The sequence below is a fragment of the Pseudomonas sp. Cab53 genome (assembly GCF_018325965.1).
In the GTDB taxonomy this organism is placed as follows: Bacteria; Pseudomonadota; Gammaproteobacteria; order Pseudomonadales; family Pseudomonadaceae; genus Aquipseudomonas; species Aquipseudomonas chlororaphis_E.
In genome coordinates this window covers 4,359,674-4,383,917 of record NZ_AP021902.1, presented here as the reverse complement: position 1 = coordinate 4,383,917, position 24,244 = coordinate 4,359,674, and the positions used below count along the sequence as shown (strand labels likewise).

Here is a 24,244-nt window from a genome sequence, read left to right as displayed (position 1 = left end):
GAAGGCATGGCGGAAACAGGCTAAGCCGGTCGCTGATTTTTAAACAGGGCAGGTGGGAAAAGTCGACAGAGGACCGTGGCGAAGGCGCATGATCCTTCGCCAAGGGGTTGATCCAGCCATGTTGGCTGGTGGAAGGGGTTAACCCAAGTGTTCCTGATCCTGCAGGATCGCACTGTCCAGTGTCTCCAACAGCGCCTTGCGCACCTTCAACTTGGTGTTCTTGTGGGCGGTCATGTTGAGTTTCTTCAACTGACGCGCCGCCTCCAGCGCGGCTTCTTGCAGTTCCTGCGCCGACACCACCTTGTCGAGGAAGCCCGCACCCACCGCGTCCTGCGGGTTGAACATCTCGGCGTTGATCACCGAGCGGTGAAAGGCCGACTTGCGCAAGCGGTCACGGGCCAGCTCGATACCGGCGTGGTGCATGGTCATGCCGATCTGCACTTCATTCAGGCCGATGCTGAACGGTCCGTCCACGCCAATGCGGTAGTCCGCCGACAACAGCAGGAACGCGCCCTTGGCCACGGCATGCCCCGGGCACGCGACGACGACAGGGAAGGGGTGCGACAACAGGCGACGGGCCAGCGTCGAGCCGGCCGTGACCAGGCTCACCGCTTGCTGGGGGCCGGCCGTCATGACCTTCAGGTCATAGCCACCGGACAGGATCCCCGGTTGCCCGGTGATGATCACCACCGCCCGATCCGCCGTCGCCTGGTCCAGCGCAGCGTTGAGCGCGACAATCACATCGGGCGAGATGGCATTCACCTTGCCGTTGTTCAAGGTCAGGGTCGCGATACCGTCTTCGAGATGGTAGCCAATCAGGTCGCTCATCACGCTATTCCTTGTAAGAGAAGTGAGGCAGACGTTACCCACCGCCGCAGGCCAGGTAAAGCGCCGTGACTGACTCACCGGTCAGCCCTGGCATCGACAAACTCTCTGGCTTGCCCATCCGGCCTTACCTTCATCCCTGGTCTCATCCCCACGCACACCCGGAGATTGGCCGGTTTGCCATGTTCCGACGCGTTTGAAATGCCCGAACACCTTAACCGCATGAAAATTCTGAAAAAAACCTTTGCCATCGGAAAGCCTTTCGACTACATTAGCGCGCCTCGACAGACTGAACAGTTTGCCGAGACACGGTGAAGTGTCCGAGTGGCTTAAGGAGCACGCCTGGAAAGTGTGTATACAGGAAACTGTATCGAGAGTTCGAATCTCTCCTTCACCGCCAAATTCTACAAACACAAACCCCCGATTTTCCTAGAGAAAGTCGGGGGTTTGTGGTTTTTGGCGTCTGGAAAAGGGCGATATGGGGAAATATGAGGGTGTTTTCGTCCCTAGGAGTGCCGAAGCGTGTGCGCTAGCTTCACTTTTTGGAGAGATAGTCCGATCTGGATGAGGGCGTTTGACTTTGGGGAGAAGCGGTAGACCTCGGCCAACAAGTGCAATCGACTCTCATGCGGTCGTGTCAGCACCCGCAGGCGTTTCGTCGAGGCTTTGGTGATTATTAGCAAATAAAGGGTCCCACCTATACTCAGGGTGAGGCCTTTCCTATTTCTGACAAGCCGCCTCGATTGCTGGGCCAAATGGGCTTCGTATTGCGGTAAGACCACATGCGGCAGCCTACGACAACAAAACGCTGGGAGTAGAAAAAAGACGCGGTAGGCGTCTTTTTTCGTTTTCGGAAAGCAGGTTCGGGCACCGCTCGCGAATCGCCTTGCGCGGTTACGGTTTTCGCCGCAGGGAAGCGCTCAACCTCATCTGGTCAGTCTCTTCGATAGGGTCGATGTCGGAAAAATTTTCACGTTCGTCGACTGATCCCCTCGAGTCCGCCTAGAAATTAGGCCATGAGATAAACGATCTCAAGCTGGGTTGTATATTCGGCATTAGTCTAATTTTTATTGTTCGGGTTTGTTTTTGTCCTCGATTTCCTTGGAGAGTTCCTCGGCTTTCGCCTTAATGGCGTCGTTAACAATAGCGAGAGCTTTATCTGTAGGAACCTTGTCAGGTCCTTCGATTACTGTAACGCTCACGACGTTAACAGTCGCGCTTTTGCTGCCTTCAACCAATGAAAACCGAGATGCAAAATCGCTCCCTTTATACATAAACCCGGCAGGAAATCCATCTAGGGGAGAAATGGATTTAACATCTGCAAACGCTACTTCTACGCTGAGATCGCGTTTGGCCCGTTGAAATACCCCTTTGTGCAATGAGTGTGGGTACCACAAAAAGGTAGGAGTAACTTTATACAAGTATTTGGAGGAGGAAGGATCAGATCCCGTCACTACGTAGGCTTTCATTTCTACCATAAATACCGGATTGCCTATTAGGCTGTCGACAGGGTTTTCTGAGTTTACTCCGGCCATCTCATACTCTTTGAGGTCTTCTATAAAAACGTTGTCTCGTTCATCAATTTTATTTTGGATTTGGATTTTTTTAAAGGTCTGTATTGTCTTGTTTTTGTCATCTGATGTAGGGGTCGTTTTGAATGTTCCATATATTGCAAGCATGCATAATTTTGGCGAAGGAGTCGGTGCTGGCGCAGGGGTCATATTTGCGTTGCTTAAAAGCGATTTTCCGGATATTTTGACGTCGCCTTGTAGGTATTTTATCGCGATATCAACTTGCTCTTTTCCGTAAGCCGCAATTTGTTTTATGGCTGAACCAAGGACTACCGCCCCCAAGGGAAGGACTGTCTCTTTGCCTAGGGTTTCTGTAGCGCATTTTTCCCCGATCTTGGTAAAAACCCTAAGTTCTTCTATTGATTCATTACGATGTATATCGGAGATATCGTAACTTTTAGTGCTCACGGTTTTAGGGCCCCAGCTGCAGGAAGCCAGCAGAGCTGAGGAAAGTATCAGTAAGCCATTTTTCATTTTAGCATCCCCGCGAAAATGTCAGTAGTTACTGCTAGGTTTACGGTATGGTTGGTACAACTACCACCAAGCTCGACGCCAGAGTGCACGCCAACAAGCTTGGGATAATCCGCGCTTATGGAGTAAACAGGTGATCCAGAAAAGCCAGTCAGCGTGCTGCATGTGTAGGCTATGCATCCATGTTTTACTTCATAGGGAATGCAAGCGTTTTTAATTTTGCTCCACATCACAACCTGTGACACTCCTTGAAGGTTGTTGCCCGGAATTTTTGTTCCTATTTCTATGCCCGGTATGAATAAAGGTGTTTCTTCTGATACTGAGCTTAAATCACCAATGATGGGGGCAGGAGGGGTTTCAGAAAGTTTGCTCCCAATCGCTTCTACTGTTGCTATGTCACAATTAAGTGGGCCGCAGTTGGTGACTTTGATGGAGTAGGCTTTGTCTAGAAGGATTTTGTAGTTTTCATAGGGCTCTGTTTTGCCGGAAAAACAATGTCCTGCAGTAACCCATTTTCCATTTCCAGCATAGGAGGCCATGCAGAAATGGCTGTTGTCAAAGGTGATTGATGTAATCCCATCTTTGAGTTTGTTGTATATTATTGTTGTTTTTTTATCCTCGCCATTATTTTTTTGAAAACAGCTTAGCACTGCGTGTGGCTTGTTCGTTTGCGTTGAAAGTCCATCTCCTCCTCTGCATCCCAATTGTGTAGCCTCTGCAATTATCTGAGTGTATTTTTGAGGGTCGAATTTGGTGGAGGCTGAAGGGTTGTATTCGTTGGTGAATGTATGGCCGAACAAAACCGGCAGGTTGTTTTTTCCCATTGTTTTATAAGGTACATAAGCGATTTTCATAATCGCTAGTGTTGATCCAGTAAAGGCAAGCAAGAGGCAGGCTGTATAAACCGATTGTTTTCTCATTTAACACCTCTCTGGTTGAGATTGATTAAAGCTGGAATCAGAGAAGTGTCAAATTATTGATGGGAAATAATGTAATGTTTTTTATTTTATGTAAGTTATTGAAATTTATGAAAAATTAAAATTTGACTGCCGTGGTCTGACTAAAAGTCCGCTACGCATCTGCTGCAGACCAAATATTTTTGATACGTCAATTCCTCATCAGCTCCCGCCCAACCCACTCCGCAACCTGCGTAAAACGGCGTTTCCGGCACTGAAAACCTCTTCAAGGTTGGCCGCATCCAGTCCGATGCAAACCCCATCATTTCAGACGCTCGTTGCCGCTCAACTATCTGATCCCACCCGTTCGGGTGAGCGACGAAAGTGGTACAGCCCTAAGCGATTTGGTATCCGGCCTTGTTTGCCAATAGAGTATTGGCAGCCCAGGCGTCCGCGGGGCATGGCCATCGTCTCGAGCGAGACGCTGGAGGTATTGCGTCCACTGGCGCGGCGTCAGCTAGGAACTCGAAGAAGGCATGCGTCGATAACCGGCGACCAGGAATATTCGACGACGTTGCAGGGGGACTCCGAAATATTGAGCATTAAGCACTCGGCAAAATCCCACATGCCCCAGTCCGCAAGGGCCCGAATGACTGTCTCAAAGTCTTCGCTATCGTCGACAGCGAGCAAGTTAACGACGTTTTCAAGGACCACCCAGCCAGGTTGTATCTCTTTGAGGATTCCCAAAACAGGCCGCTGCGTAGCCCTCGGGTGGCCTGATTGCTTCCCTTCATCCGGCGATGCTGATGTGCTGGCAGGAGAAACCGGCGGTGAGGATATCCACCGGGGTGAGGTTATGGGTGCCGCATTGACGCATGTCTTCGAACTGGCGTGCATGGGTAAATCGATCGGCAAGCACAGCCCGGGCTGTGACCACCTTCAACTACTCGCCCGAGGTTAAAACCCGCTTGGTGTTGAAGGCCTACGAGGTGATCCATAAGGGAAGGCTGGAGTTCGATGCCGGCTGGAACGACATGGCCCAGTCGCTCATGGCAATCCGCAAGACCATTACCCAGGCGGCCGCCAGTTCACCTACTTCCACGCATTGCAGAACGAACCGCTCGAAGGGCAGACCGCTGCCAATACCGTTGAGACTTAAACGGTTATTTCTGCTCTCAAGGCTTTCTGGATGTTCATAAAAACACGAGTGAGTTACTAAAGTTACCCACTGCCGACGCTGCTCCCCAAAAACGCAATAGTCTGCTTACGCGACCGTGCCCCTTGGTGCCGAACAGATTCCATGGGACTGCCATGGGAATACTTGCGCGCAAACTATCGCCCTGAAACCCTTATAAATCGGGGGGCGACATCGCGAAAATCCCAATCGGGTGCTTTCAACTCTCTCCTTCACCGCCAAATTCTATAAACACAACCCCCGATTTTCCTAGAGAAAGTCGGGGGTTTGTGGTTTTTGGCGTCTGAAAAAAGCGATCCGGAACCGAGCGACCCTGTTCGCGCCAAGCCGAGGCGGTCCATATCCGTGCTTTCCCCTCGGAACTAAAGGCGCCAGCGGGCCTTACACAATGTCTCCATCATCCTGGGCGGCGGGGCGTGTGGGCGCTGAGGACGTTGCTGGGGTCTGCGCAGCGGTGAGCGGCTGCAGGAGTATGTTCTGACCTTGAACGGCTGGGCCTTGGGAGGAGGCCACCGTGCGTTGCCTCAGCGCTCCAATGCTTTTGTCCCAAGCCGATTGGGAGGTGGAGCCAATGACGCCAGCGGCGCTGATGACTCCATCCCCTGCCGCTTGAACTGCACTTTTGGTGTGGCTGGCCCCTGAAACAGCGACCTCTTTGGCAAACTTGGCGCCGCTGAGCGATGTCTTGAGTGCAAGCTCACCGCCTTTGACGGCCACTCTGCCCACGGCATCTGCGCTCCCTTCTACTGCTTTGGGTACATGGGCATCGACAGCCTCGGTGGCTTTTTTCGGTAATGAGCCACCTAGCGAGGCGCCGGCTGCCCACAGCCCGAAAGCCAGAGTACCCAATACGTTTTTTACCCCCTCCGAGGCAGCGGTAGCGGCCATTGCTCCCAGTTGCCTGGACTTGGCCAAGTTGGCCGTGGCGGTTGTAGCCGCGCCCATCGCAGAAAATCCCCCAGTCAGGAGGCCATTTCCCAGGACACTGACCGGGTCCAGGATCTCTTTCAGGGCATCGCCGCTGATGATCGCATTCAGAGCTGTAGCCGAGCCTTCACCAAGCCGCGCGGAGACCATCTTGACCAGGGCAGTGGCATCGAGATCCTTTAAAGTCTCGAAGTCATCCAGCCATTCGGTCTCTTGATCAAGAGGCTTATGAGGCTGCCCCTGCGGTACAGCATCTCGCCGACCATAAAGCATTGCTGGCTCGGCCAAGTGGTTCGTGCGATCGCGGCTCACAGCGTAATGCTCAATTGCGATGCCCACGAGGATAGCCGTGACGGGGCGTAGGGCGGGCTGCAGGATGGCATCCAGCTCCTCTCGGCCGGCAGCCGTCATGGCCAGCGTCGATGCGTACATCGCAGTATTACGGACGGCAAACCCGACAAGCCACTTATTGGCTTCGTCGAAGGCGTTGCGCAATGGGCCTTTGTCCAAGGCCAGCAGCTTTTGCGCCACTGACGCTTGAAGCGCCGGGTGCAGTGCTTGGCTATCGGGCTTAAGGTAGTAACCCGGCTTGAGGCCTGCAATCATCTTGTTGCCGGCAGCATCAGCCATACCGGCATACAAGCATGACATAGCGTTCTCTATCGCCGCTTGGCGTACGGTATTGGCATGCTGGCCCCCTACCTGAAGGATGGACGGACTGAAATTACCTGCCTCGGTAAGCGCTGCAAAGGGCGTCCCCCCCATCCCCGACTTTATTGATGCAAACAGTCTGTCGGCTCTGGCCGCGTTTTTTTCCACCTTCTCCATGTCATGGACGTTATAGCCCTTCGCCTCTAACCGTTGGGCACGGTCATCGCGAATCGCGTTCAGCTCCCTGTTGTGGGGGCTTGCGGTCGCGGCAAGGGGGTGGCCGGAGTCGGCATCTCTCTCCAGGTGAGCCTCGAAATGGTCTTGAAGCCGGCTGCTCATCGCCAGCCCGGTAGGGCCGAGGTTGGGAGAGTGGGAGACCTGTGGCGCTGCATCGGGCTGTAGCTCATCAGGTACACGCGTCATCTCGCGGTTTGCACTCACATTAATCGTATCCATGGCATTACCCTCTGGTGATCGGCAGATAGAAGCATGCAAATGAATTCGGTGGCCTACGCGCCCACCCGCCATCATTTCCCCCGCCCCGACACATCTCGATCTGGACGCTATGAGCGGCGATATCCTTGCCCTGAGTGGCGATGACGGAAGAAACGTTCCAAAGGAGAGCGGTTTTATTCCACTTGAACGGTTTGGCTGAGAAACCCCTTGCGGGCTTGGATGAATCGGCGATAGCTGGCTTTAGGTCGGCAACGTTGTGTCCGGTTTCCAATCGCGCCAGCACTCCTCTCCAGGCAGCATCAGGCAAATACGCAACAGTATCGAGCTACAGGGGCCCGGCGCATGCCGTTAAGGTTTTCCTGCGACTTCCTATCAACGGCATTGTTGGGAGAACAACATGACCACTCGGATGAGTTCGGCTTTGCGCCCTCTAGCTATCGCACTATCGCTGGCTCTTTCAATGAGCTCAGCCTGGGCGTCGGAAAACGCCAATGCAGATCGACTGCGCCAGGCATTCACGAACTGGCAGCAAGGCAAAGGCACCGTGTTCGATCTATTGGCGCCCAATGCCACATGGACGGTCGCCGGATCCAGTCCTGTGTCGGGCGTGTACAAGAGCAAGGCCGATTTAATGGAACAAGCCGTACGGCCGATCAGTGCTCGGTTGGCGACGCCTATTTCGCCCACCGTTCAAAGCATTGTTGCCGAAGACGACGTTGTGGTCGTGCTGTGGAGCGGCCAGGCAACCGCACTGGATCGTAAACCCTATAACAACACGTACCTATGGCACATGACATTCACGCAGGGGCAGATCACCGAGGTAAAGGCTTTTCTCGACACGTATGCGCTGAACGATCTTATGCGTCGCGTGGAACCTGCACAGCAATAAGCCAGTGTCAGGTGTCCGGCACTCCAGGCACGTCCATGTTGATCTTGCGCCAGGCGGCTTCGGAAAAGCTGTAGACCGAAAAAGCGATCAAGCCCAAGGCCATCACCATCAGGGCTACACCGCCGGCCGGCAGGTTCTGAAGCGCATTGAGGGCCTCTTTCATCCCCGGTGGGTCCATGGCCTTGTAGGCCGAGCCGCTGACCATCAACAACAGGGCGATCTCGATGAAGACCACGCCACGCGCGACCAGGCCGAAGCGCGACACGGGGCGCACATAACGCATGACGTCTTCGTCAACTTCAAAGTACTTTTCGAACGATGCTTTCCAGCCCTTGATGATGTGCGCGATGCCTACACCCAGCGGCACCAGGGCGATCAGGTAAATCAGCAGGTTCGAGTGGTCCCAGGACAGCAGGCGGGCGAGCAGGTCGGGGGTGTGATCACCGCCGGAGCCGCTCGACCGCCTGAGGCCGCTGATGAGCAGGCTCAATGCGAAGAATGCCAGCGCACCGTTGACCAGGCCTCCTGCGAACAAGCCTGCACGAATGACCCAGCCCTTGAGATCGTGGCCGTGGTGGTCGACATCGCGGGTGGCTTGCAACACGCGCCAGCCGGCGAAAGCGAGCAACCCTGCCACCACCAGTCCCACCAGCGCGTGGCCGAAAGGTTGGCTCAGCAACGCTTCCAGGCTCTTGTGACTGTCTTTCGGGTTGCTTGAGTCTTTGGCGGCGAGCAGGGCGAACAGGCCGATGATCAGGTAGATGACGCCACGAGCGGCATAGCCACCGCGGGCCAGCAAAACCAGGCTCTGGTGTGGGGACATGGGTTGCGATTCCGTAGACGTGATACAGGAGCAGACCCATGGTGTTGCGAGGGGTTCGATTGGCGTTGCGGGCGAAACCCCAGCGCCGCTCACCCGGGTCGATGGCGCCCGCTCCCGCAGGGTTGCCCTGGGCTCCAGCGCCGGGTGCCTCAGGCGCTACCCGGCGCTGTTTTCCCCGACGTTCGGCCTGGCCTCACAGATGATCGGCATCGATCACGGCCTTGGCGAAGGCCTGCGGGTCTTCCTGCGGCAGGTTGTGGCCGATGCCGCCGTTGATCAACCGGAACTCGTATTTGCCGGTGAAGCGCTTGGCATAGTCCTCGGGCGCCGGGTGCGGTGCGCCGTTGGCATCGCCCTCCAGGGTGATGGTCGGCACGCTAATGGCCGGCGCCGTGGCCAGTTTCTGCTCCAGTGCCTCGTAGCGGGCTTCACCCTTGACCAGCCCGAGGCGCCAGCGGTAGTTGAAGACGGTGATGTCGACATGGTCGGGGTTTTCCAAGGCCTTGGCGCTGCGGTCGAACGTGGCGTCGTCGAACGTCCACTTCGGCGAAGCGGTTTGCCAGATCAACTTGGCGAAATCGTGGGTGTTCTTCGCATACCCGGCGCGGCCGCGATCGGTGGCGAAATAGAACTGATACCACCATTGCAACTCGGCCTTGGGCGGCAGCGGGTTCTGGCCGGCCGCCTGGTTGCCGATCAGGTAGCCGCTGACCGACACCAGGGCCTTGACCCGTTCCGGCCACAGCGCCGAAACGATGTCCGCCGAGCGTGCGCCCCAATCGTAGCCGCCCAGCACGGCGTGCGGGATCTTCAGTGCATCCATGAAATCGATGACGTCGCTGGCCAGCGCGGCCGGCTGGCCGTTGCGCAGCGTGGTGGCGGACAGGAAATGTGTATCGCCATAGCCTCGGGCATACGGCATCAACACCCGATAGCCCTTGGCGGCCAGCAGGGGAGCGACCTGGTCATAACTGTGGATATCGTAGGGCCAGCCGTGCAGGAGGATCACCACCGGCCCATCCGCCGGACCTGTCTCGGCATACGCCACGTTCAGCAAGCCGGCCTTTAAATGCTTCAGCGGGCCGAAGGGCGAGGGCGTTGCCTGGGGAGCGCTCGCTTCGGTCGAGGCGGGCTGCGCCGCGGTTACCGATTGCGCGTTGGCTGCGCCGAAAGCGCCGAACAGGGCGAGCGCCAGAATCGATGAGCCGAGCAGGTGACGCTGGGGTGTGCTGTGCTGCAATGCCTTGTTCATGGTGATGCCTCCGTCGCGTGTCGTGGCCAGGGGTGCTGGTCGAACCCCTTCAAACCGTGGAGACATTTGAACGCGACGAGGTATCCGGGCTGTGTCGGGCCAGGGGGCTGGGTGAAAGGTTATGTACCGGGAAGCCTGCCTGATACAAAGCGATACATGCACGCAGCCCGCTCGCCGCGTATCAGGTGTTCAACGGCAACTGAGGCGTGTCCGGATTCAACTGCTGTTTCCTGAACTGTCCCGGCGGCTGCCCGTGGATCTGGCGAAAGCGCCGGGAGAAATAGGCCTCATCGGCAAACCCGCACAGGCGCGCCACCTCGCCCACCGGGCGCGTTCCGTTGAGCAGGTAATTGCGGGCGGCGTGCATCCGTCGCTCAAGCACCAGCTCAGTGAACGTCTTGCCGATTTCCTTGCGCAGCCAGTGGGTCAGGTACGTGGGGGACAGGTAGGTCGCGGCGGCCACCTTGATCAGGTTGAGGTCCGGATCGGCGATGTTCTTGCGCAGGTATTCGGACATGCGGCCCAACGCATCGCGGCGGCTGACTTCAGCGGCATTTTCCTCGGCCAAGCGCTTGAGCGGTTCGGCGTACAGCGCACAGACGCTGCCGATCAGTTGCAACAGCAAACCCTTGAGCATTTCGCGGGTGCCGAACTGGCGGTGTTCATCGAGCACGCGCATCTGCTCGATCAGGCCGCAGACCCGGGCGAAATCCTCGTCGGCCAGGATGAAGTCCAAGTGCTCCTGAAAGCGGAACGGCGACAGCTCCGGTGCCAGGAGGATCGAGACTTCCTCCAGGTCCATCGGGTCGCACTGCAGGTGCGGCAACAGGAAGGTCTGGGAAAAATTGATCACCATGAAGTTGCTGTTGGCCGGATGCGGGATCACATGCACGCGGTGGGGCAGGATGAAGGCCAGGGTGTTGCGCGGGAACGGACGCTCGACGTTGCCGATGTGCTGCACCGTATCGCCGCCCAGGTTGATCTGGATCTGGAAATACTCGTGCCGATGGGGGCTTGTTTCAGCGCGCCGGCCTTTCTTGTCACGTATGTAGAAGTCCGTCAGTTCGCTGCGTTGCTGCATGACATAAGTGGGGACTCGGCTCGGTGCTGGCATCTCCTGGGAATCCTCTGCGGGGCATGGCGATGACGGTGATTGTGACGGTGCATCTGGCGAGTTTTCAAGAAGTTATACGATGAGATGCGCAGGGCGGTGATTTTCTGCCCTGCTTGGACGCAAGGCGAGTGTCCAAAACCAGAAAGGCCAGTCTCTTAATATTTTTCTTTATAAAACAGTTGGTTAACTTTGATCGTAAAAGATCATGGAAAAACCGGCGGTTTTGCATTTTCTTGGACAGGGCCCATCGTCAGGGCTTTCTTCGAAAAAAACGATCTAACGCCTCGGTTGATTTTGCAAGGTTGTACGACCACTGTAGGTGCCACGCAACCCGACCTTTATCCAAAAACAATCCAGAGGTGCGCTCATCATGACGTGGTTCCCATCGTTGGCAGATTCTCCTGCCGTTTCCCCCGGCAACCCCTGGCGCCAGGCATCTTCGCCCGCCTGACACAGGCTGTTCGCATTTCCTTATTCCAGTAGCGATTGTGCTGCCCCGACATCGAGGGCAATGGCTTCGGCTGCTCGTAGATATTTCGACGCTTCTAACAATAACGAGGTCCACCCATGTCGAATTCCCACACCTCCCAGACCGCCTCGGCGCCGGTGATCGCCGCCGCCCGGGACGCCGCAGTGCCTGGGCGACTGCCGTCACGGCGACGCTGGTTCATGTTGTCGTTGCTGTTGATCGCGACCATTATCAACTACATCGACCGGGTCAACATCTCGATTGCCGCGCCTTTCCTGGCCAAGGACCTGGGCCTGGACAAGATCGAGATGGGCCTGATTTTTTCCGCCTTCGCCTGGACCTATGCGCTCGCCCTGGTTCCCGCCGGGTTCATTGCCGATCGCTTCGGCTCACGGTTCACCTACGGGGTGTCGTTGATCAGTTGGTCGACGGTCACCGTGTGCCAGGGCTTTGCCACCGGGTTCGCCTCGTTGTTCGGCTTGCGCCTGGCGGTCGGTGCGATGGAGGCGCCAGCGTTTCCAGCCAACAGCCGGGCCGTCACGGTGTGGTTCCCGGCGCGGGAGCGGGGCATGGCCAGCAGCATCTATGTCTGTGGCCAATACCTGGGCACGGCGTTGTTCACCGGTGCGCTGCTGTGGCTGGCCACCACCTACGACTGGCGGCATGTGTTCTACAGCACCGGCGCCCTCGGTATCGTCTTCGGGGTGGCCTGGTTGTACCTCTATCGCGACCCGATGAACTGCAAGAAAGTCAGCCCGCAGGAACTCAAGTACATCGAAGCCGGCGGTGGGCTGGTCAAGAGCAGCCAGGAACGCACCCGTTTCAACTGGCGGCAGATTGCCGAGCTGTTCAGCTATCGGCAGGTCTGGGCAATTTGCATTGGCAAGTTCGCCAGCACCTCGGCGCTGTACTTCTTCCTTACCTGGTTCCCGACGTACCTGATCGAAGAACGCCAACTGACCATGATCAAGGCCGGAATCTTCGCCGTGCTGCCGTTCGTGGGCGCGACCGTCGGCATCCTGCTGGCCGGGATCATCTCCGACCTGTTGATCCGTCGCGGCTATTCGCTGTCCTTTGCACGCAAGTTGCCGCTGGTGGTCGGGTCGATGCTGGGCATGTCCATCGTGCTGGTCAATTTCACCGATTCGAACGTGATCTGCATTGCCATCCTGACCGTCGCCTTCTTCGCCCAGGGCATTGCCTCGTCCTCGTGGGCGGCGGTGTCGGAGGTGGCGCCCAAGGAACTGATCGGGCTGACCGGAGGCATCACCAGCCTGGCGGCGAACATCGGCGGCATCGTCACGCCCATCGTGATCGGCGCGATCGTCCACAGCACCGGCTCGTTTGCCCTGGCGTTCTGGTTCATTGGCGGCGTGGCACTGATGGGCACGTTGTCCTATTCGCTGCTGCTCGGCCGCTTGTACCGCATCGAACTGCGGACGCGCTGAGCCAAGAAAACCGTTTTTCTCCAAGACAAGGCGGCATTCCTCCAACTTCGCCACGGATTGCCGCCGTACGCTGACGCAACCAAGAGGACTTTTATCAGGATGAACATGCCCGAGTACGTCTTTACCCCGGACTTGCCAGTGACCTTGCCGGTGGTCGGCACTGCGCAACGCTTTCCCGTCGGCCGGGTGTTTTGTGTCGGTCGCAACTACCCGTGGCCCGACACCCAGGGCCAGAACCGCCAGCCACCGGTGTTCTTCATGAAGCCGGCCAGCAGTGTGGTGGATGCGGTCGGTGAAGTGCCGTACCCGCCGGTGACGGAGGAATTCGTTCACGAAATCGAACTGGTCGTGGCCATCGGCGAAGGTGGCGCGAATATTCCCGAGGACCAGGCGCTGGCCTATGTCTGGGGCTACGCCGTCGGGCTCGACCTGACCCGGCGTGATGTCCAGCGCCGGGCCAAGCGCAACGGCCTGCCCTGGGAAGGCGCCAAGGTATTCGAGGCCGCAGCGCCGATGACCGCCATCGTGCCGGTCTCGCGGGCGGGGCACCCCGAAGGTGAATTGTGGCTCAGCGTGAACGGCCAGGAGCGCCAGCGCGACAGCCTCGACAGCCAGATCTGGTCGGTCAGTGAAGTGATCAGCCGGATCTCGCAGTCGGTGGCGCTGCGGGCCGGCGACCTGATCATGACCGGGAGCCCGGCAGGCGTGGACCTGTTGGAGCCGGGCGATGTCATCAACGCCGGCATCGATGGCCTCGGCCAACTGGAAATGCGCGTCGGCCAGCGGCCTTGAGCCCTGCGCGCGTCAACTGATTCGAGAAAGGAAGGAACACTATGTCCCACCCATTGAAAGTGGCTTTGGTCACCGGTGCCGGTAGCGGAATTGGTCGTGCGGTGGCCCTGGGGCTGTTGGCTGACGGCTACACCCTGGTACTGGCCGGTCGGCGGCCGGAGCCTTTGCAGGCGCTGGTCGAATCGGCGGCGAGCGAGGGGCACCAGGCCCTGGCCGTGCCCACCGACGTGCGTGACCCGGCCAGTGTCGATGCACTGTTCGCCACCATCGCCGAGGTCTACGGACGCCTGGACGTCGTCTTCAACAATGCCGGGGTCAACGCGCCGGCGGTGCCACTGGATGAATTGACGTTCGAGCAATGGCGCAACGTGATCGACACCAACCTCAACGGGGTTTTCCTCTGCGCCCGTGGCGCCTTCGGCCTGATGCGCCGGCAACAGCCCCAGGGCGGGCGGATCATCAACAACGGCTCGATTTCGGCCCACACCCCGCGGCCGTTCAGCAGTGCCTACACCGCCAGCAAGCATGCGGTGCTGGGCTTGACCAAATCCCTGGCGCTGGACGGGCGCGAGTACAACATCGCTTGCAGTCAGATCGACATCGGCAACGCCCTCACCGAGATGTCGGTGCGCATGACCAAGGGCGTGCGCCAGGCCAACGGCACCATCGCGGTCGAGCCGATGGTGGACGTCAAGCACGTGGCCGACGCAGTGCGCTACATCGCCGGCCTGCCGTTGTCGGCCAACGTCCTGAACATGACCGTCATGGCCACGGCCATGCCGTTTGCCGGTCGCGGTTGAGCCGTAACGCTGCTCATGAATGGCATCCAGCACGCCGTACGCGAGCAGCAAGGTGCTCGATCGATTTTTTTATTTAGCGACACGAGGTCCACATGAAGCCAGAAGTCTTGCAGCTCAGCCCGATCCTGATCCCTGAAATCAACACCCGGCTCAGCGAGCTGTTCACGGTGCGGCGCTATTTCGAACAGGCCGATAAACCGGCGTATCTGCAGGCGCATGGCGCCAACATCCGCGGGGTCATCACCGGCGGGCACACCGGCATCAGCCGGGCTGTCATGGAGCAACTGCCCAAGTTGGAAGTGGTGGCCGTCAACGGCGTGGGCACCGACGCGGTAGACCTGGCCTACGCCAGGGATCGCGGCATCCGCGTGACCGCCACCATCGGCGCGTTGACCGAGGACGTCGCCGACCTGGCCATGGGCCTGTTGATCGGCGTGTGCCGTGGCCTGTGCACCGGTGACCGCTACGTGCGCTCGGGTCAATGGCCGCAGAGCCCGACGCCCTTGGCCCCGTTGCCACTGGCGCGCCAGGTCTCCGGCATGCGCATCGGCATCGTCGGCATGGGGCGGGTCGGTCGCGCCGTGGCGAGCCGGGCAGCGGCGTTCGGGTGCCCGATCAGCTACACCGATCTACAGCCGATGAGCGACGTGCCCTATACCTTCGTTGCCGATCTCAAGGCTTTGGCGGCCGACAGCGACGCGTTGATCCTGGCGGCCGCCGCCGACAACGCCCACGCCATCATTGACGCACGCGTGCTGCAAGCGTTGGGCAAGGGCGGCTACCTGATCAACGTGGCCCGGGGCAAACTGGTCAACGAGGCCGACCTGGTGGCGGCGCTGGCTGCCGGTGACATCGCCGGTGCCGGGCTGGATGTGTTCGTCGATGAGCCCAACGTGCCCGAGGCGTTGTTCGCCCATGAAAACGTGGTGCTGCAGCCTCATCGGGCCAGCGCGACGCTGCAAACGCGCACGCGCATGGGCGAAATGGTGGTGGCCAGCCTGGTGGACAGTTTTGCCGGGAAGGTGCCGCAGGGCTGTGTGACGGGCTGAATGTCGGGCGACCTCAGGGAGCACAGGCTTCCCGAGGTCGTCACGCACGCTATTGGAACTGATCCACCAGCCACGCCTTCAAGCGTTTGCACGCCGGATCATCCACCTTGTCTTCGTTGATCATCAGGTACTGGATCGACTCCCTGAGCGCCAGCTCTTGCGGGACGGGTCGGACCAGGCGGCCCTGTTGCACCAGGTGCCGGACCAAATGGTCCCAGCCCAGCGCGACGCCCTGGTCATCCAGGGCCATTTGCACCAGCAGGCTGTAGTCGTTGCTGCTGAACGATTGCGGGCTGTCCGACACCGACAGTTGCAGGTCGTGGGATTGGTAGGCGAACCACACGTTCCAGTCGATCAGCTCCGAGAGTTGCGAACGGCCATGGGGGTTGAGGTCCAGCAACGTGTTGCTGCGCAGGCCGGCAAGTGTTCCCAGTTCCGGGTGGGCCTGGAGATAGCGTGGGGTGCACACCGGATAGACGACTTCGTGCAGCAACGGCACCCGCAGGTAGCCGGGGCAGTGGTCGTTGAACTTGGCGATGAACAGGTCCGGGTTGATGCCCGACTCCATGGCCAGGAAATGTTGGGTGGTGATGACCTTCAGGTCGATGTCGGGGTTGGCGCTGAAAAAGTCCTTCAGCCGGTGGGCCAGCCAAAGCGTCGACAATGCGGGGGTACAGCACAGGGTCAGGACGTGCTTGTCGCTTTTCTCCCGGCGGATCCGTTCCGTGGCCTGGAAGATATTGAGCAGCGATAACTGCGCTGCATCGAAGAGCGCGGCGCCCGACGGCGTCAGCTTGAGTTCTCTGCCGTTGCGGATGAGCAACTCGGTGCCCAGGTAGGTTTCCAGGTCACGGATCTGTCGGCTGATGGCCGCCTGGGTGACGCACAACGCCTCGGCCGCACGGGTGAAGTTGCGGTACCGGGCGGCCGCCACGAAGGATCTCATGGCCTTGAACGAAGGCATTTTCATCAGCGCCTGGTCTGGCGGATCGTTTCTGGCCATAACAAAAACTACCTGCTTTCTCGGAAAAAAAGTTGGTTCTGCCGGTCGGTCCCGCATGCCTACACTCTACCTCACGATGCTCAGGGCAACGCCAGTGGCCTGTGTCCGAACGAACCCCGCACGAGGAAACCAGATGCCGTACCGCAGTGGCGCACACGCCTTCATGCAAGGGGCCCGGGCGCTCCTTCCGTTGACGCCGGGCGTCATTCCGTTCGGGTTGGTGACCGGGGTCATGGCGATCGAAATGGGCCTGTCGCCGGGCATGGCCATGGGCATGACGATACTGTTCTACTCCGGCTCTGCCCAGATGGTCGCGCTGCAGTTGCTGCACAACGGCGTGCTGCCCGTGGCGATCGTGGTCACGGCCCTGATCATCAACCTGCGTTTCATCATGTACAGCGCGTCCCTGGCGCCTCACCTGCACCATTTGCCCCGACGCTGGACGTGGCCGCTGTCCTACCTGCTTTCCGATCAGTCCTACGCCCTCTGTACTTTGAAGCTGTCGTCCGGGGAGCTGGGGCCCTTTGCTCATTATTTCTATGCCGGTACCGCGGTGACCATGTGGCTGGTCTGGCAAGTTTCGGTCCTGGCCGGGGTGTACCTGGGCGCGAGCATTCCCCAGGACTGGTCATTGAGCTTTGCCATACCGCTCTCGTTCCTGGCGTTGCTGATTCCCGGCCTGCAAAGCCGCGCCAGTTGGTGCGCGGCGGCGGTGGGCGGGACGCTTGCCGTGCTGGCGATCAAGCTGCCCTATAACCTTGGCCTGGTCACCGCCTCCCTCGGGGGCGTGCTGGCCGGGCTGGTGGTGGAGCGTCTTCAGGCCTCGTCAAACAGCGCGAGTGTCGAGGGCGCCGAAGGAGAAGCCCAATGAGCGACCTGGCCCTGTGGGGGTTGTGCCTGGCGGCCGGCCTGGGCACCTTCGCCATGCGCTTGTCTTTTGTCGAGCTCTATGGCCGCTGGCGCATCCCGCCGCTGATGCGCCGGGCATTGATGTACGTACCGGCCAGCGTCTTGGCGGCCCTGGTGCTGCCTGCCGTGGTGTACCCGACCGGGCAGGCTGAATGGGTGCTTAACAATCCCCAGGTACCGGCGGCGATGGTTGCTGCGTGGGTGGCCTGGCGCTGGCGCAATACGCTGTTGACCCTGGCGGTGGGGATGGCGGCGTTGTGGGGGTTCAAGTTCCTGGTCGCGTGAATATCACTGCCCGACCGGCTGTGTGTAGCGCTGCTTGATACGCGCCAGCTCACCAGATTGGCGCAACTGTTCCAAGGCGGCGGCCCAGGCAGCGACGACCTTGTCCTCGGAGTCGGGGCTGAAGGCGATGTACAGCGATGAGCGGTAGATCTCGACGGGGATCTGTCGCAGCAGGCCGGGAGCGATGGCCAACTGGCGGCTGTAGTAGGCCACCCCGGCATCGGTGTCGCCGACGATGATGGTCGTGCGTCCGGCGAGCAGCATGCGGTAGAGCTGCAGGCTCGACGTCGCACTTTTGTCGAGGTTGCCGAAGCCCATCGATTGCAGCCTGGCGGGCACCGAGCCGGCGTGCCGCGTGGTGATCTGCGGGACGTGCCGCAGTTGTTCGAGGCTGTTCACCGGCGGCGTGCTGCTCAACTGGTAGGGGTGGATGGACTCTTCCACGATCGGCCCGACCCACTTGTACAACGCCTCGCGTTCCGGGGTGCGGAACAGCGAGTACATGATGGTCTTGTCCCGGGTGTTCAGCGCCTGGGTGGCGCGCATGCTGGGCACCATCGACACCTCGAAAGCGTCTCCGGTGCGCGCCATGATGGCCCGGACAATTTCCGTGGTCATGCCGGTAAGCTGGTCGTTTTCCCGATAGTTGTAGGGTGCCCACTCTTCGGTCACGACCTGGTACTGCTCGGCCCGGGCCTGCGTGCCGAGCAACAGACAAAGCAGCACTGCAGTCGGTGCCGAATGTTTCACGTATTCACCTGGGGGCCTTTCGCCGTTGAGGGCGGTTTTGAGAAGGGGGCCAAGATAAGCATAGACGCAAAAAACCGTTCAATGCCGGTTGGCACTGAGTGGGGTAGTCCGTCCTAGGCTATGTACGAAATAGCCTAAGCCACCGCCTTCAACTTCGAATACACCCACGCCGCCGTCGCCGCCACTGCCAGCACGGCCAGGACGCCTTCGCGCTTGAGCAGGTGCCAGGGCAACCGTCCGATTTTCAACTTGATGGCTCGCGTTGCCCGATCCCAGATCGAGACCCGACCGCCGCTCAGGGCCAATTGGGTGAAATACAACGTGCCGAAGAACACCACCGCCGGGCTGACCCAGCGTAGCCACGGCGCACCGTCGGACCAGGCGCAGGCCAGGGCCGCGGGCACCGCAGCAGGGACAACGTGACGCAACACCAGCAGGCCGGCGCCTTGCCGGTACCAGCGGCGGGGGACCAGCCTTTGGCTCAGCCACACATCGAACTGTGCGGCGGCCACGGCCACGTAGGTCCAGACGTGGTAGAGCTTGACGCCCAGCCACAGCAATATCGGCATCAGGAACGGCATCAGCAGCACCGCCAGCGGTTCATCCCGGTTGACCGGCACGGTGAACAACGTTGCCACGAGTAACGCGGACAACGCGAACCAGAGAAACAGGCTGACCCCTCGATAGCTGGTGGCCGGCAGCCAGTCCCGCCAGTTGTCCAAGGGTTGCAGTTCCAGGCGTTCGGGAACCTCGGGGTACTGGTACTCGATGGTTTCAGCGAGCTGGGTGAAGCGTTGCCAGTCGAGGCCGGTAAAGTGGTCGGCCATTGCACGACGGCGGGCGTCGCTCATGGGTTTGAGCAGCAGGGCGGCGGCCTGTCCATGGAGTTTATCGGCGTCGAAACGGTCGAGGTCACTGCGCAGGGTTTCCTCGAAGGCTTGTACTTCGCAGTGCCGGATCAGTCGATCCCAACGCCAGTAGGCGCAGGGCAGGTTGCCCTGGTCTTCGTTCCAGCCCATGGCCTGGCACACGCCCTCGAAGAAGGCCGGCGACCAACTCGGGGCGGACTCGAACCAGTCCAGCACGCATTGCTCGAACTGCTGGCGGTGCTCGAACGGCACCAGCCACTCACTGCTCAGCCAGTGACGCAGGGCCTCCATGAGCTGGCGCTCCTTGCCTTCGACCAACCATTGCGCCATCTGCCCCAATGATGGCTCCGGAGGGCTGACAACCGTGGGGATTTCGATCCGCTCCACGTGCATGTCCCGCACGGGTATCTCCACTTCCTCGGGGGCGGGCGGCAGGGGCTCGGCCAACGGTGTCTCAAGGGTTTCTTCATCGGCCTGCGCGCGCCAGCGGGCCTCGGCCAGCGACGTTTCATAGGCTTCACGCAGGCGCTGGAATGCGTCGGGGTTTTCGTCCGGGCGGTGGACCTTGAGCAGCCGCGCATAAGCGCGCTTGATGCTGCGCTCGTCCGCGTCCGGGGTCAGGCTAAGCAGCTGCCAGTGGCTCATGGCTCAAATCTCCCGCTCGAAGTGCACAAGGCGCTGGGTAATGTCGCTGCGGGCTTCGCGTATCTGGTGTTCATCCTGGGTGTCGAGCATTTGCTGGAAATGGTTCGCCAGGCTGGCGATGTACTCGCGGCCCTCCCCGAGGCTTTCCTGGTACAGCCGGTCGAGCCGGGCGAGCAGCAGGGTGTTGATCTGCTGGTCGCGTGGGTGCACTTTCAGCGCTTCGAGGGCGGCCAGCCGCTGGGCGATTTCTTCGGGGGCCAGCACCCCGGGTTGTTCTCGATCACCAGTCGCCGGGTTTCGCCATTGATCGGCAGGTGGACCTGGGCTTCGAGCAAGCCGTTGTTGTCGTAGGTGAAGCGCACATCCAGGGTCACTTCACCGGCCTTGCGCGGCGGTACGGGGATCTCCAGCTCACCCAGGAAAATGTTGTTGCTCACCAGGCGGCTTTCGCCCTGGTAGATGCCCAGCCGCACCACTTTCTGGTTATCGCTGAGGGTGGACACGTTGCGGGAACGGCTTACCGGCACCACGGTGTTGCGCTCGATGATCGGCAGGTAATGGCCGCTCTGGAAACCGCCGCCCACCTGCATGGACGTCTCGATGCCCAGGGTGTAGGGGCAGACGTCGGTCAGGACGACCTCCTCCAGGGACGCATGCCGTGCCTGCAGCGCCGCCTGGATGGCCGCCCCTTGGGCAACCACTTCGTCCGGGTTGAGCTGCATGGCCGGGATCCGCCCGAACAGCGTGGCGACCAGCTTGCGCACCAGTGGCATGCGCGTTGTACCGCCTACCAGGAGGATTTCATCCAGGTCCGCGACCTTGATCCGGGCATCGCGCAGCGCCCGTTCGATCGGCGCGCGCAAGCGGTCCAGCAAGGGTTGGACGACCGTCGTGAGATCGCCCTGGGTCAGTTCCAGGTGCCATTCACGGGACTGTTCGCGAAGGGTGAAGCGCGCAGCCTGGGCCTGGCCCAAGGCATGGCGGACCCGCTGCGCTTCGCGCCGCAAACGCTGGGTGATGGCCGGCTGGTTGAGGTCGGGCAGGTCGGCGGCGCCGATCTTGGCGATGAAGTGCTCCACCAGCAAGTCATCGAAATCCTCGCCGCCCAGGAAGTTGTCGCCGGCGCTGGCGCGAACCTCCATCACGCCTTCGAACAGTTCCAGGATCGACACGTCAAACGTGCCGCCGCCCAGGTCGAACACCAGGAACGTGGCTTCGTCCCGCTGTTCGAGGCCGTAGGCCAAGGCGGCAGCGGTGGGTTCGTTGATCAGCTTCTCGATCTTCAGCCCCGCCAGCTCGCCGGCGATACGCGTCGCCTTGCGCTGGGCATCGCTGAAATACGCCGGCACGCTGATCACCGCTTCGTGCACCGGCTCGCCCAAGGCGCGCTCGGCATCGGCCTTGAGGCTGCGCAGCAGCATCGCCGAGAGTTCTTCAGCGCGATAGACGCGGGCGCCGAGTCGCGTTTCACGGGCGCTGCCCATGTAGCGCTTGAACAGGGACGCGGTGAGGTGGGGGTGGGTGTGCAACCGCTCGCGGGCGATGTCCCCGACGACCAACTGGCCCTCATCGTCGAGGCCCACGACGCTCGGCGTCAGGAAGTTGCCCAAGGCGTTGGGGAGGATCCGGGCATGTTCGCCATCCCACGCCGCCACGAGGCTGTTGGTGGTGCCCAGGTCGATACCAATGATCACAGTCACTTTTCCTTAAATGACGCGCCGGGCCATGCAGCGCCCTGGTCGCGGGTCAGTCATTACAGTTACGCCGGAGGGCGCAGCACCCTGGCTGGGGTTATCGGCAGCGCCGGCCAGGCGCTTTAATTCACCCACCGCTTCACACCGATTTGGTCCGCGCGCCATTATCCAGAGGTTGGAGAACAAGCTCCAGTCGTTCGTCGTGGCGAGGGGCGGCGGTGGCATGGTCAACCGAGCCCCATCAGGTGGGCGCGAGGACCTGCGTCGCTGCGAAACGGTCTGCCCAGCGGTTGTCCTGGCGAAACTGCCCGATGGTGGTGCGGTCACTGGGGCAGGCAAGTGCCTGGAGGGCGGTTTGACGCAAGTCGGTGCCTTCATCCACCAACCAGACCCCCGGCGCTTCGCCGCGCAGGGCCATCTCACCGAATCGGGTGGATATCACGGGCAGGCCGAGGGCCCGGTACTCATAGTATTTGATCGGGTCCACCGAGGCGGTCAGCTGGTTGAGCTTGAAGGGAATCAGCCCTACCGAGAACGTCGCCATGGCGGCAATGGCCTCGGCATGGGCGCGCTCGGGAATCAGCTCGATGTTGGCCGGCAACGCGCCGGGCGGCGGGGTGAACACGGGGCCGATCAGGCGAACCGGGTTGGCCGGGTTGGCGCGGGCCAGTGCAATGACCAGGTCCCAGTCGAACCAGTGCCCCATCGTGCCGACATAACCGAGCACCTGTTGTTTGGGACCCAGGTCCAGTTGCTCCACCGGTGCCAGATGCTGCAGGTCGCAAGCGTTGAGGGCCAGTTCGACGTGCTTTGCCACAGCCTGGTGCCGGTCGCGCAGGGCCGTGGAGGACACCAGCAGGTGAGGCACCCGTCGAATCAACTGCGCCTGGCGCCGTGCCATCGACCGTCGGGACAGGCCTTGGTAGAAGGCCGGGAAATCATCCATGGCGTCATACACCGCCGGGCTGTCCGGCAGGCGCGCGAGCAACTGCAGCGCCAGTTCCGAAGGCTTCGCGACACAGATCATGCTCGGCCCTTCGGCGCAGAACTGTGCGACGCGCCTGAACGTCTTGCGCCATAACGGCTTGAGGACCAGCGCCGCGCCGGGGATAGGTTCGATGGGCAGCGCCGGGGGCTGGCAAAGGCGCAACCAGGGCGGTACGGCGATGTGTTGTGGGCCGGCTGATGGAGGCTTGCGCCTGAAGTCGTTCAGCGAGGGCAGGCGGGTCGGATACGGGTCGATCCACAGCACCGGTTCTCCGGTCTGCTCGTGATACCAGTGGACGAAATGATGCGGGCGCTGGCTGAAGCTGGCCCATGGCACCGGCGACAGATAGATCAGGCGCATGGCGACAGGTGCTGCCTCAGCACATCGACGATCCGCCCGGCGGCCTGGCCATCGCCGTAGGGGGAAATCCCCCGGGCCATGCTCCGGTACGCCTGAGGGTCATCGAGCAAGCGTTGGGCCTGTTCGAGGATCGCCCGTGGGTTGGCGCCCACCAGCTTGACCACCCCCAGGTCCACCGCTTCCGGGCGCTCGGTTTCCTCACGCAGCACCAGGACCGGCTTGCCCAGCGCCGGTGCTTCTTCCTGGACGCCACCGGAGTCGCTGATGATCAGGTAGGCGCGTTTCATGGCCGCGATGAACGGGGCGTAGTCCAGGGGCGCGCACAGCAGGATGTTGGGGACCTGGCCGAGCACCTGGTGGGCCACTGCCTTGACGTTGGGGTTGGGGTGTACGGGGTACAGGATCTGAATGTCTGGGTTGCGTTCGGCCAGGCAGCGGAGCGCCTGGCAGATATGCAGGAAAGGGGCGCCGAAGTTTTCCCGCCGATGGGCCGTGACCAGCACCAGGCGCTTGCTGGCGTCCAGTTCGATATCCAGGGGCACGGGGTGTGCCGCGGTCATCAACAAAGCATCGATCACGGTGTTGCCTGTCAGGATGACATCGGCGGGGGCGACGCCTTCACGCAGCAGATTGTCCACCGCGCCCTGGGTCGGCGCGAAATGCCAGCGGGTCAGCTTGCCGGCGATCACCCTATTGGCTTCTTCAGGGAATGGGTTGTGGATATCCCCGGTACGCAGGCCAGCCTCGACATGGCCGAAGGGAATCTGCAAGTAGAAGCATGCCAGGGCCGCGCTCATCACGGTGGTCGTGTCGCCCTGGGCCAGGACGACATCCGGTTTTTCGGCCTTCAGCACATCGTCGAGTGCCAGCAGCAATCGTGCGGTCAACGTCGCCAGCGACTGGTCGGGCTGCATGAGGTCCAGGTCCAGGTCCGGGGTGATTGCGAAAAACGCCAGCACCTGGTCGAGCATGCCTCGGTGTTGGGCGGTGGCCAGCACCCGGCAGTCGATGCCGTCCTGTGCCTGGAGTGCCTTGATCACCGGGGCCATCTTGATGGCTTCCGGGCGGGTGCCGACGATGCAAAGTACCTTGCGGGTCATGCCTGTTGATGTC

The 24,244-nt window shown here is 60.4% G+C and carries 20 protein-coding genes, 1 tRNA gene and 2 pseudogenes; 9 read left to right on the top strand and 14 right to left on the bottom strand.

The window, feature by feature from the left end; all coding sequences use genetic code 11:
- Positions 1 to 138: 138 nt before the first annotated feature.
- Entirely contained in the window at positions 139 to 828 is a 690-nt protein-coding gene (locus KI241_RS18975) for a crotonase/enoyl-CoA hydratase family protein (RefSeq protein ID WP_042730335.1), read from the bottom strand.
- Positions 829 to 1,135: 307 nt separating this feature from the next.
- Here KI241_RS18975 and KI241_RS18970 point away from each other — a divergent pair.
- Positions 1,136 to 1,225: transfer RNA gene (locus tag KI241_RS18970), tRNA-Ser, on the top strand.
- Between the two features lie 667 nt (positions 1,226 to 1,892).
- Here KI241_RS18970 and KI241_RS18965 read toward each other — a convergent pair.
- From KI241_RS18965 to KI241_RS27865, 3 genes are all read right to left on the bottom strand, one after another.
- A complete protein-coding gene (locus KI241_RS18965; RefSeq protein ID WP_152622924.1) occupies positions 1,893 to 2,870 on the bottom strand; it encodes a hypothetical protein in 978 nt (325 codons plus the stop codon).
- The gene (locus KI241_RS18960; protein ID WP_152622925.1) at positions 2,867 to 3,787 is read right to left on the bottom strand and encodes a trypsin-like serine protease; all 921 of its coding nucleotides are present in this window, start codon (positions 3,785 to 3,787) and stop codon (positions 2,867 to 2,869) included. The genes KI241_RS18965 and KI241_RS18960 overlap by 4 nt, the downstream gene beginning before the upstream one ends.
- A 766-nt stretch (positions 3,788 to 4,553) precedes the next feature.
- The gene (locus KI241_RS27865) at positions 4,554 to 4,706 is read right to left on the bottom strand and encodes a DNA cytosine methyltransferase (RefSeq protein WP_123578488.1); all 153 of its coding nucleotides are present in this window, start codon (positions 4,704 to 4,706) and stop codon (positions 4,554 to 4,556) included.
- Here KI241_RS27865 and KI241_RS18950 point away from each other — a divergent pair.
- Positions 4,693 to 4,922 (top strand): annotated as a pseudogene (locus KI241_RS18950) (terminase); the annotation flags it as partial. The gene KI241_RS27865 and the pseudogene KI241_RS18950 sit on opposite strands and share 14 nt — an antisense overlap.
- A gap of 417 nt (positions 4,923 to 5,339) precedes the next feature.
- Here KI241_RS18950 and KI241_RS18945 read toward each other — a convergent pair.
- Positions 5,340 to 6,992 (bottom strand): hypothetical protein, encoded by a 1,653-nt coding sequence (locus KI241_RS18945; protein ID WP_042730338.1) that lies wholly within the window; start codon positions 6,990 to 6,992, stop codon positions 5,340 to 5,342.
- 409 nt (positions 6,993 to 7,401) lie between these two features.
- On the opposite strand from KI241_RS18945, the gene KI241_RS18940 reads away from it, so the two are divergent.
- Complete coding sequence (locus KI241_RS18940; protein WP_042730339.1) at positions 7,402 to 7,881, top strand: nuclear transport factor 2 family protein; 480 nt, start codon at positions 7,402 to 7,404, stop codon at positions 7,879 to 7,881.
- A 7-nt stretch (positions 7,882 to 7,888) separates the two neighbouring features.
- On the opposite strand, the gene KI241_RS18935 is transcribed toward KI241_RS18940, so the two are convergent.
- The 3 genes from KI241_RS18935 to KI241_RS18925 form a co-directional block, all read right to left on the bottom strand.
- Positions 7,889 to 8,704 (bottom strand): DUF1206 domain-containing protein, encoded by an 816-nt coding sequence (locus KI241_RS18935; RefSeq protein ID WP_042730340.1) that lies wholly within the window; start codon positions 8,702 to 8,704, stop codon positions 7,889 to 7,891.
- A gap of 193 nt (positions 8,705 to 8,897) precedes the next feature.
- Positions 8,898 to 9,956, bottom strand: coding sequence for an alpha/beta hydrolase (locus KI241_RS18930; protein ID WP_212802875.1), 1,059 nt, complete (start codon positions 9,954 to 9,956; stop codon positions 8,898 to 8,900).
- Positions 9,957 to 10,137: 181 nt separating this feature from the next.
- Complete coding sequence (locus tag KI241_RS18925) at positions 10,138 to 11,070, bottom strand: AraC family transcriptional regulator (RefSeq protein ID WP_042730342.1); 933 nt, start codon at positions 11,068 to 11,070, stop codon at positions 10,138 to 10,140.
- Positions 11,071 to 11,637: 567 nt separating this feature from the next.
- Here KI241_RS18925 and KI241_RS18920 point away from each other — a divergent pair.
- The 4 genes from KI241_RS18920 to KI241_RS18905 all read left to right on the top strand — a co-directional run bounded on the left by KI241_RS18920 (position 11,638) and on the right by KI241_RS18905 (position 15,628).
- Entirely contained in the window at positions 11,638 to 12,987 is a 1,350-nt protein-coding gene (locus tag KI241_RS18920; protein WP_042730343.1) for an MFS transporter, read from the top strand.
- Between the two features lie 99 nt (positions 12,988 to 13,086).
- Positions 13,087 to 13,779: a fumarylacetoacetate hydrolase family protein gene (locus KI241_RS18915; RefSeq protein WP_212802874.1), complete on the top strand. Its 693-nt coding sequence runs from the start codon at positions 13,087 to 13,089 to the stop codon at positions 13,777 to 13,779.
- 41 nt (positions 13,780 to 13,820) lie between these two features.
- Positions 13,821 to 14,579 (top strand): SDR family oxidoreductase, encoded by a 759-nt coding sequence (locus tag KI241_RS18910; protein ID WP_042731620.1) that lies wholly within the window; start codon positions 13,821 to 13,823, stop codon positions 14,577 to 14,579.
- Between the two features lie 92 nt (positions 14,580 to 14,671).
- Positions 14,672 to 15,628 (top strand): 2-hydroxyacid dehydrogenase, encoded by a 957-nt coding sequence (locus KI241_RS18905; RefSeq protein ID WP_042731619.1) that lies wholly within the window; start codon positions 14,672 to 14,674, stop codon positions 15,626 to 15,628.
- A 49-nt stretch (positions 15,629 to 15,677) separates the two neighbouring features.
- Here KI241_RS18905 and KI241_RS18900 read toward each other — a convergent pair whose 3' ends face one another.
- Positions 15,678 to 16,631 carry a LysR family transcriptional regulator gene (locus KI241_RS18900; protein ID WP_212802873.1) on the bottom strand — a complete coding sequence of 318 codons (954 nt, stop codon included), beginning with the start codon at positions 16,629 to 16,631 and terminating at the stop codon, positions 15,678 to 15,680.
- A 133-nt stretch (positions 16,632 to 16,764) separates the two neighbouring features.
- Here KI241_RS18900 and KI241_RS18895 point away from each other — a divergent pair, with 133 nt between their 5' ends.
- Complete coding sequence (locus KI241_RS18895; protein WP_123578312.1) at positions 16,765 to 17,502, top strand: AzlC family ABC transporter permease; 738 nt, start codon at positions 16,765 to 16,767, stop codon at positions 17,500 to 17,502.
- Positions 17,499 to 17,825, top strand: a complete 327-nt coding sequence (locus KI241_RS18890) for an AzlD domain-containing protein (protein ID WP_212802872.1) — start codon at positions 17,499 to 17,501, stop codon at positions 17,823 to 17,825. The genes KI241_RS18895 and KI241_RS18890 overlap by 4 nt, the downstream gene beginning before the upstream one ends.
- Before the next feature lie 3 nt (positions 17,826 to 17,828).
- On the opposite strand, the gene KI241_RS18885 is transcribed toward KI241_RS18890, so the two are convergent.
- The 5 genes and pseudogenes from KI241_RS18885 to wecB all read right to left on the bottom strand — a co-directional run bounded on the left by KI241_RS18885 (position 17,829) and on the right by wecB (position 24,231).
- On the bottom strand, positions 17,829 to 18,575 hold the full coding sequence (locus KI241_RS18885; protein WP_212802871.1) for a transporter substrate-binding domain-containing protein: 747 nt from the start codon (positions 18,573 to 18,575) through the stop codon (positions 17,829 to 17,831).
- A 134-nt stretch (positions 18,576 to 18,709) separates the two neighbouring features.
- A complete protein-coding gene (locus KI241_RS18880) occupies positions 18,710 to 20,089 on the bottom strand; it encodes a J domain-containing protein (RefSeq protein ID WP_042731614.1) in 1,380 nt (459 codons plus the stop codon).
- Positions 20,090 to 20,092: 3 nt separating this feature from the next.
- Positions 20,093 to 21,783 (bottom strand): annotated as a pseudogene (locus KI241_RS18875) (molecular chaperone HscC).
- Positions 21,784 to 22,024: 241 nt separating this feature from the next.
- Complete coding sequence (locus KI241_RS18870; RefSeq protein WP_212802870.1) at positions 22,025 to 23,131, bottom strand: glycosyl transferase; 1,107 nt, start codon at positions 23,129 to 23,131, stop codon at positions 22,025 to 22,027.
- Positions 23,122 to 24,231 carry a UDP-N-acetylglucosamine 2-epimerase (non-hydrolyzing) gene (gene wecB, locus KI241_RS18865; RefSeq protein WP_212802869.1) on the bottom strand — a complete coding sequence of 370 codons (1,110 nt, stop codon included), beginning with the start codon at positions 24,229 to 24,231 and terminating at the stop codon, positions 23,122 to 23,124. Before wecB ends, KI241_RS18870 begins: the two co-directional genes overlap by 10 nt.
- Positions 24,232 to 24,244: the final 13 nt, after the last annotated feature.